The organism is Bacteroidota bacterium (assembly GCA_039111535.1).
Lineage (GTDB): Bacteria > Bacteroidota > Rhodothermia > Rhodothermales > JAHQVL01 > JBCCIM01.
Genome location: JBCCIM010000250.1, coordinates 1 through 7,712, shown reverse-complemented (window position 1 = coordinate 7,712; position 7,712 = coordinate 1). Strand labels below are relative to the sequence as shown.

Genomic DNA, 7,712 nt, shown 5'->3' with positions numbered 1-7,712 from the left:
GTTGCTGCACGCGTTGCCAAGCAACAAAGCAAAAAACAAGCAGGTGGTGTATAGGCCTTGTCGGAGCGCGTTCATATGTGGTAGCGGCGGAGGTTAATAAACGTTTCGACAACGATCACCTTAACAATAGCCGTAAAAGGTACAGCCAGCAGGAGCCCGACTACACCAAAGAGCTTGCCGCCCACTAGAATAGCAAGCAGGATGAGCATGGGGTGTAGTTCAACGTTTCTTGAGAGAATCAAAGGCTGCAGCAGGGTATTGTCGAGCGTTTGAATGAGCGCAAATGCGATGACAATCCCGGGTATCGTTTCGAATGAACCAGTGGTTACCACGGAAACGATGATCGCCAGCAAGCCGCCGGCGACAGGGCCAACGTAGGGAATCATGTTGGCGAGGCCGGCAAGGGGGCCAATCACCATGAAGAAGTCAACATTCAAAAACCACAGGATCAGTGTGGCCAGCGACCCAATGATTGCAGCAACCAGGAACTGACCGCGAAGATAATTGCCGAGCTGCGCATCCATTTTCTGGAGTACGTTCAGGGAAAACTCGAAGTACCGGTTTGGCACAATATCGATAAATCCCTTTTTCATGGTCCGCGCATCTTTGATAAAGAAAAACATGAGGAAGGGAATGAGGACCAGGTTGCCGATGGTGGAAAGCAGGCTTGGGAAATAGTTAATAGAGTCGTTGAGGAAGCCTGTTACATTCGACTGAAAAGAAGACTTCAAATCAAGATCCTGTACACCAATACTACTCAATGGGCCTTCCAGTCGCATTTGCAGATCAGCCACGAGCAAGTCGATTTGCTGAATGAGTTCTCCGGTTTTGAGCATGCCAAACTGCTGAATCGCAATGGGCACTACAAAAAAGGAAAGCAGCCCAAGCACAACGGTACAGGCTGCAAAAATGGCAAGCGTAGCCATGAGGCGTGAGAAGCCGTATGCTTCAAGCGAGGTGGCAAATGGATCAAACAGGTAGGCCAGGAGGGCAGAGATAACGACCAGCTTCAGGATATCGGACAGCTGATACAGCATAAACATAATGCTGAAACCAATCAGCAGGAAAACAGCAATTCTACCCCACGACGTATTCTGTTGCATGTCAGCCACCACTTACGCCTTCAGCTTCTGTCCTATCAGCCTGGGCAGATAGCGCCTCGATGCGTTGGTGCAGCGTGAGGACGTCGTGGTCAAGCTGGATTACGCGTTGTCCGGTGATTTGCGACAGTGGGAGGAGCACTTTGTAGGCCAGCTTGGGATTGCGTTTGAAGAGGCCCAACAAATCAGGCTGACTGACACAGAGCAGGGTACAGTCTGTTTTTGCTACAGCTGCAGCTGAGCGCGGGGTCTCGTTTAGGAGGGCAATTTCGCCGAAGAAGTCGCCGGCGTGCAGTTCTGCAAGCTCATGCTCGGCCGGCATTTGAACAATAGAGATGTTGCCAAACTGGATGATGTACATGCCAATGCCGGGGTCGCCCTGTTGAAAAACAGTTTCCCCTGCTTCATAGTAGCGGCGATACATAATCCGATCGATGCTGTCCAATTCTCGATTGGATAGCCTGGCAAAAATCTTGGTATGCTGTAGAAGTTTGCGTGTGTCTTCTTTGGGGCCACTGCCTTTGAAAAGGTTAGCCCATAAACCGTGCATTAAGGAATTATCTTGTTAAGTTCGTACTCAATGATGCCTTCAGCGCCGGCGCGTTTGAGTTCGGGGATCAGATCGCGGACTTTGCGTTCTTCCACTACCGTTTCGATAGCAACCCATTCCTCGCCAAAGGCAAGGGGGGCAATGGTTGGCATGCGTAGGGCCGGCAAACACTTGACAATATTGTCAACACTTTCCCGGCGGGCATTCATTTTTAGGACCACACGGCCTTCAGCCCGAATAGCGCCTTCCATCAGCATAGCAATTTTTTCAATCTTTTGCCGCTTCCATGGGTCATTCCACGCTGCTTTATTGGCGATAAGCTGCGTATTCGACTCCATCAACACCTCTACAATCTTGAGTTTGTTGGCCCGCAGGGAAGCCCCGGTCTCCGTTACTTCAACGATGGCATCAACCAGCTCAGGGCATTTCACTTCCGTTGCTCCCCAGGAGAACTCGACATCAGCGGTTACACCGTGTTTGTCGAGCCACTTGCGGGTGATGTTCACAACTTCTGTAGCAATGCGCTTTCCTTCAAGGTCTTTCACAGAATTGATATCGCCATTCTCCGGTGCGGCAAGCACCCAGCGGACTGGGCGCATGCTGCTTTTGGAATAAATGAGGTCTGCTACTGGCACAATGTCTGCGTCTGTTTCGATGACCCAGTCTTTGCCCGTAATGCCAACGTCGAACACGCCGTCTTCTACATATCGTGCCATTTCTTGCGCGCGCACAAGCATGGCCGATAATTCTTCATCATCAATAGACGGCAGGTAGGAGCGGTGCCGGACACTAAAATGGTAGCTGGCACGGCTAAGAAGCTCGAATGTAGCTTCTTGCAGGCTGCCTTTTGGGAGGCCGAGTCGTAACACTTGTTTTTTGTCGTCTGTTGCTTCCAGAAGGGAGGAATCGTTTTGCGTTTGCATGGCGGGCAAAGGTTGCTGCTCTTGTTTAAGTGTTTGGGTATGTGCTGAATGTCAGCGTGGTCAGAATAAAGGTTTGATGTAAAGCAGGTGCGGGGTGGACCGCGGTACCGAGGTTACTCGCTTTGGGCAAGCTCTGTGGTCTCATCCAACTCCTGCTGGGATCTAAAGGTATGGGCAATAACTTCGAGCTGTCGTAAAAACTCGCGTTTAGGATAGTTGGGTGCAAACACCATCCCGTCTATTAAGTAGTTACGACCACTGTCTTCATCGTAAAAGGCATAGGTCACAAATGCACCACCCATGCCGGCAGGGAGTACCTGGCCACCATCTTCAATGACCATATGCCACAGGCCGCGGGTTTCAAAGCCGTATCGGTCGAGGAAATTGATGTTTTCTGTGCGCAGGTTGCGTCGGCGGTCAATTTCGACGTAGCCGTTCATCGTGCCCTGAACGTACTGTTTGGTAAGGGAGTCGCGCGTTGCGTAGACCCAGTCGGCTGACAGGTCGCCGGGGTTGGCGTTGTCTTCGAAATAGATAAAAAGGCTGCGCCAGGTTTCAGTTGAAATGACACGGCGAAGCCACACAAAATTGGTTGTGTCTACGGCCACAAAATAGTCGTGCTGTGCATTTACAGCAAAGCCGTGTTTTTCCAACAGGTTTTCTTCGATATTTGCCTGCCTGCCTTTTTTGAACATCTCAACCTCGGTACGCTCCCGGGTGATGTTGTTATATGTGTAAAGCAGGTCGTCGGATTTCTCGTAAATGGAAGCAGCCAGTTCATCCGGGGTCTGCGCTGTGAGGTAGACCACCATTTGATCTTTTCTCCAGAGGTTGGGGCGCGGGATAATGGCCGGCAATCCGGATGCAATCATCTCCTTGACTGATTCATCCAGCCGGCTCGATAGAAACTGGGATACTGTGTTGCTGCTGTCATCAAGTGGTGCAGCGATCACCACGTTTTTCTGTTTTTTGACAACTTCCAGGGCTTGCATGGAGGTCAGGGCAGCAGGCTGAAGCTTAAACGCTGGTTCGGGTACCGGTAACGTTTGAATGTAGCCGCCAAGCGTTTCGCGGATAGCCTCGCCAACAACACCATTCCATTGTGTTGAGTCGATGACAACGGTGACAATACCTTCCGGGCCAACAGCACGCGGGCGGTAATCAGCGTTGCCAGAGCAGCCGGCGATGACAAACAGGCTGAGGGCAGCTACAAGGGTCCAAAAAGATTTCATCTGCCGAGAAACCAGGTGGGTGGGTTCAGTACTCAAAGACAGTCGATTCATGTATGCGGGTATCTAGAGTTATGCTGGTACGGAAGCATCTTTAGTGCCGTACTTCAACTGTTGCACGAAGGCGCGAAGCTGGGTCAGTCGGGCTTCGTCGGTAAGCGTAGTATCTTGCCAGAGTTTTTCCAGCAGCTTGATAACGGCAGAACCAACGATAAAACCATCCGTGTGCTCGCTCAAACGCATGGCATCGTCAAATGATTTGATGCCAAAGCCAACCATAAGCGGATTTTCTTTTACCAGGGTACGCGCCCGTTGCAGGTAGGTGGATACGGCGTCCATTCCGTTGATAGCGGTACCCGTGAGGCCAGTCATTGAAACAGCGTACACAAAGGCTGATGACAGGGCATCGGTTTGCGTAATGCGGTCGTCGGGTGTATTTGGCGCAATCAGGAATACCAGGTTCAAATTGTGGGCAGCAGCGGCCTCCCGAATCAAATTGCTCTCTTCGGGCGGAAGATCCGGGAGAATAAGCCCATCTACACCTGAAGAGTGTGCATCTTTACAAAAGTTGCTCACGCCGTAGCGGTAAACCGGGTTTAAATAGCCCATCAGGAGCAGGGGCGTATCGCTCTTTTTGCGGAAGGTTTCTACTGTTTTGAACGCGTCTTTCATGGTAACGCCATTTCGCAACGCCTGTTCGCTAGACTGCTGGATCGGCAGACCTTCAGCTAGCGGATCGCTGAATGGCATCCCAAGTTCGATAAAGTCGGCCCCGGCTGCATCGATGGTTTCGAGGATGGCGCCTGTAGCATGGCGTTCCGGGAATCCATTCGTGACAAAAATTCCCATCGCTTTTTCGTTGCGCGCCTTCAGTTGTGCCAGGTGCGATTTGATTCTGTTTTCTTTGATGGCTCCTTCCTCGATTAAGCGTTAAATAGCTGGCTAGAAATGGTCCCCATGTCTTTGTCGCCACGTCCTGAACAATTGAGCACAACGACAGCGTCTTTGGGCAGGGTTGAGATTACAGGTTTTATGCATGCGAGCGCATGGGCTGTTTCCAGGGCCGGGATGATGCCTTCTGTGGTAGAAAGCAGTTTTACGCCTTCCATGGCCTCTGCGTCGGTGACCGGGTGATACGTGACCCGGTTCAAGTCTTTTAGGTAGGCGTGTTCGGGGCCAACACCGGGGTAATCGAGGCCGGCTGAAATTGAATGCGCAAGCTCGATTTGCCCATCATCATCTTGTAGCAAATAGCTCATGGCGCCATGCAAAATACCGCGACTGCCTTTTGTCAGGGTTGCTGCGTGCCGCCCATTGAGGCCTTCACCCGCTGCCTCTGCACCATGCAAGGCAACAGACGGGTTGTTGATAAAAGGGTAAAAGATGCCCATTGCATTGGAGCCGCCGCCTACACAGGCAATCACAGCATCGGGAAGCTCCCGGCCCTCAACAGCAAGTAACTGCTTTTTTGTCTCATCACCGATGATGCGGTGGAAATTGCGCACCATCATCGGGTATGGATGTGGGCCAACCACTGAGCCAATAATGTAGAAGGTGTCTTCGACGTTGGTTACCCAGTCGCGAATGGCTTCGTTGGTGGCATCTTTGAGGGTTTGGCTGCCGCTGGTAACCGGGCGCACTTCAGCGCCAAGCAATTGCATTCTGCGCACGTTGAGCAGTTGTCGCTCTGTGTCTTCTGCACCCATGTAAACGATGCATTCCATCCCAAACTTGGCGCAAACGGTTGCCGTTGCTACACCGTGCTGCCCGGCGCCGGTCTCTGCGATAATCCGCGTTTTGCCCATCTGACGCGCAAGCAATATTTGCCCGATGGTGTTGTTGATTTTGTGGGCGCCTGTGTGGCAAAGGTCTTCGCGCTTCAGGTAGAGCTTGGGGCCGCCAAAGTGATCGGTCAGCCTGTTGGCATAGGTCAAGGGCGTTGGCCGGCCCACGTAATCGGTGAGCAAGGCTTCAAACTCAGCCTGAAATGCCGCATCGGTGGTTGATGCTGCGTAAGCTGCCTTGAGCTGCTCAATGGCTGGTATGAGGATTTCGGGTACAAACGTGCCCCCATATGGGCCAAAATGGCCGAGGCTGTCGGGGGCAGCATAGGTTTCTTCCAGGAGTGCAGTATCTGACATAGGGTTATTCACTTTCTGGTGCTCTAAATGCATCGTAAACGTCGAACAGTTCACCCAGTTTATCAAAGTCTTTTTCACCGGGACTGGATTCAACGCTGCTTGATAGATCGATGGCAAAGGGGGAGAGGGTGGTAATGACTTCTGCGATATTATCGGGGCCGAGTCCGCCGGCTATAAACAAAGGGTATTCTGCGGTCAGGTTGCGGGCAATGTCCCAATTGAAGGTTGCACCGGTGCCGCCATAGAGGCCGGCTTTTGCTGTGTCGAGCAGGAAATAGTCGACGGCATCTTCGTAAGTTGCCAACTGGCCGCGTAAGGCAGCCTCCGTAGTTTCCTCCGTAACGGCCAATGCCATTATGGTTTTGCAGGAGATTCGGGCAATTTCATCGGGTAGCATTTGACCGTGAATTTGGGCAACGTCGAAGTCGGTCTCCGCAACAACACGATTTACGGTCTCGGCGCTTTCGTTGACAAATACACCAACTGTTTCCGGGCCGTAGAGCCACTCTATGATGGCTTTGGCTTCAGATGCTGGAATATACCGGGGGCTTTCCGGGTATTGGATGAATCCGAGATAGTCAACGCCAGCGCCGGCGCAGTACCGCGCATCAGCCAGCGAGGTGATCCCGCAAATTTTGATTTTTGTATGGCTCATGGGTTTGCCGCTACTTTTTCTGATAATTCCAGTTGCATCGCTGCGAGTTTTTGTCCAGGGTCATCTGCCCGCATAAACGTCTCGCCAATCAGTACGGCATCACTTCCATTTGTTTGCAGATAAGCAAGATCGTCAACCGTGTGTATGCCACTTTCCGACACCTTGATAACTTCTGCTGGTGCATTGGTAAACACATCAACTGAGTGTTGCAGGTTTACGCTGAACGTATGCAGATCGCGGTTGTTGACGCCGAGGATGCGCACCTGGTCAAAGTCAATACGGTCCATTTCAGCCGCGTCGTACACCTCCACAAGACAGGCCAGATTCAGCTCATGGGCTGCTTTGTGTAGGTCATAAAGCTGTTTTTTGTCGAGAATAGCGGCAATGAGCAGCACAGCATCAGCACCGTGTGCCCGGGCTTCTTCCAACTGGTAGGTGTCGATGATAAAGTCTTTGCGCAGGAGCGGGCGTTTTGTGGTCTCGCGTACGTCTGCCAGGTATTGCAAGCTGCCCTGAAAATGTAGCGGTTCGGTTAATACCGAAATAGCGCTTGCGCCACCGGCTGTGTATTGCGCAGCAATGCGTGTAGGGTTGAAATCAGCCCGAATCACGCCTTTGGAGGGCGAGGCTTTTTTGATTTCAGCGATAACTGAAAGTCCTGTTGCCCGCAAAGCCTGCTCAAAATCTATCCGTGGCGGATTGTAGAGCGGGCTGCGCTGGAGTGCGCCAATGGATACGCGGGTTTTTTGTGAGGCCACCAGGGCCCGCGTATCAGCAACAATGTTGTCCAGAATACTCATTGATCAGGCTTTGGGGGCTTTTTGTGAGGCTTCAACAAGGCGTGTGAGGGCGTGGCGAGCTTGTCCGGAGTCGATACTGATCCGGGCAGCCTGGTAGCTGTCTTCGAGGCCATTAAACCGGCCGGTTGTCCAGAGTCCGAGCGCAGCGTTCATCAACACAATATCGCGGTGCGGGCCGGCATTGCCTTCCAGCACGCCGAGCAGTAAACCGGCATTTTCTGCAGCTGAGTCTCCTTTGATGCTGCTTAGCGGATTTTCCTGCAAACCAAAAGTGGCAGGTGTGAGCTGTTGCTCGGTGCATCCTTTGCCGGCTT

9 protein-coding genes are annotated in these 7,712 nt (G+C 52.1%); all 9 read right to left on the bottom strand.

Annotation, left to right across the window (positions count from 1 at the left end; genetic code table 11):
- Positions 1-71 precede the first annotated feature (71 nt).
- A complete protein-coding gene (locus AAF564_24495) occupies positions 72-1,103 on the bottom strand; it encodes an AI-2E family transporter (protein ID MEM8488729.1) in 1,032 nt (343 codons plus the stop codon).
- 1 nt (position 1,104) lies between these two features.
- A complete protein-coding gene (locus AAF564_24490) occupies positions 1,105-1,650 on the bottom strand; it encodes a cyclic nucleotide-binding domain-containing protein (protein ID MEM8488728.1) in 546 nt (181 codons plus the stop codon).
- Entirely contained in the window at positions 1,650-2,573 is a 924-nt protein-coding gene (gene hisG, locus AAF564_24485; protein ID MEM8488727.1) for an ATP phosphoribosyltransferase, read from the bottom strand. Before hisG ends, AAF564_24490 begins: the two co-directional genes overlap by 1 nt.
- A 113-nt stretch (positions 2,574-2,686) precedes the next feature.
- Positions 2,687-3,856, bottom strand: a complete 1,170-nt coding sequence (locus AAF564_24480) for a DUF4837 family protein (protein MEM8488726.1) — start codon at positions 3,854-3,856, stop codon at positions 2,687-2,689.
- 18 nt (positions 3,857-3,874) lie between these two features.
- Complete coding sequence (gene trpA / locus AAF564_24475; GenBank protein MEM8488725.1) at positions 3,875-4,675, bottom strand: tryptophan synthase subunit alpha; 801 nt, start codon at positions 4,673-4,675, stop codon at positions 3,875-3,877.
- A 50-nt stretch (positions 4,676-4,725) separates the two neighbouring features.
- On the bottom strand, positions 4,726-5,943 hold the full coding sequence (gene trpB / locus AAF564_24470; protein ID MEM8488724.1) for a tryptophan synthase subunit beta: 1,218 nt from the start codon (positions 5,941-5,943) through the stop codon (positions 4,726-4,728).
- A 4-nt stretch (positions 5,944-5,947) separates the two neighbouring features.
- Positions 5,948-6,598 (bottom strand): phosphoribosylanthranilate isomerase, encoded by a 651-nt coding sequence (locus AAF564_24465; protein ID MEM8488723.1) that lies wholly within the window; start codon positions 6,596-6,598, stop codon positions 5,948-5,950.
- Entirely contained in the window at positions 6,595-7,398 is an 804-nt protein-coding gene (gene trpC / locus AAF564_24460; GenBank protein MEM8488722.1) for an indole-3-glycerol phosphate synthase TrpC, read from the bottom strand. The genes AAF564_24465 and trpC overlap by 4 nt, the downstream gene beginning before the upstream one ends.
- Positions 7,399-7,401: 3 nt before the next feature.
- Positions 7,402-7,712, bottom strand: a 311-nt coding sequence (locus tag AAF564_24455; protein MEM8488721.1) for an anthranilate phosphoribosyltransferase, incomplete at its 5' end; no start/stop codon positions are given.

What these genes read in the sequence shown, in the direction of transcription:
- AAF564_24465 (MEM8488723.1), bottom strand. Translation starts at nt 6,598, where the DNA reads ATGAGCCATACAAAAATCAAAATTTGCGGGATCACCTCGCTGGCTGAT.
- AAF564_24495 (MEM8488729.1), bottom strand. Translation starts at nt 1,103, where the DNA reads ATGCAACAGAATACGTCGTGGGGTAGAATTGCTGTTTTCCTGCTGATT.
- hisG (MEM8488727.1), bottom strand. Translation starts at nt 2,573, where the DNA reads ATGCAAACGCAAAACGATTCCTCCCTTCTGGAAGCAACAGACGACAAA.
- AAF564_24480 (MEM8488726.1), bottom strand. Translation starts at nt 3,856, where the DNA reads ATGAATCGACTGTCTTTGAGTACTGAACCCACCCACCTGGTTTCTCGG.
- trpC (MEM8488722.1), bottom strand. Translation starts at nt 7,398, where the DNA reads ATGAGTATTCTGGACAACATTGTTGCTGATACGCGGGCCCTGGTGGCC.
- AAF564_24490 (MEM8488728.1), bottom strand. Translation starts at nt 1,650, where the DNA reads ATGCACGGTTTATGGGCTAACCTTTTCAAAGGCAGTGGCCCCAAAGAA.
- trpB (MEM8488724.1), bottom strand. Translation starts at nt 5,943, where the DNA reads ATGTCAGATACTGCACTCCTGGAAGAAACCTATGCTGCCCCCGACAGC.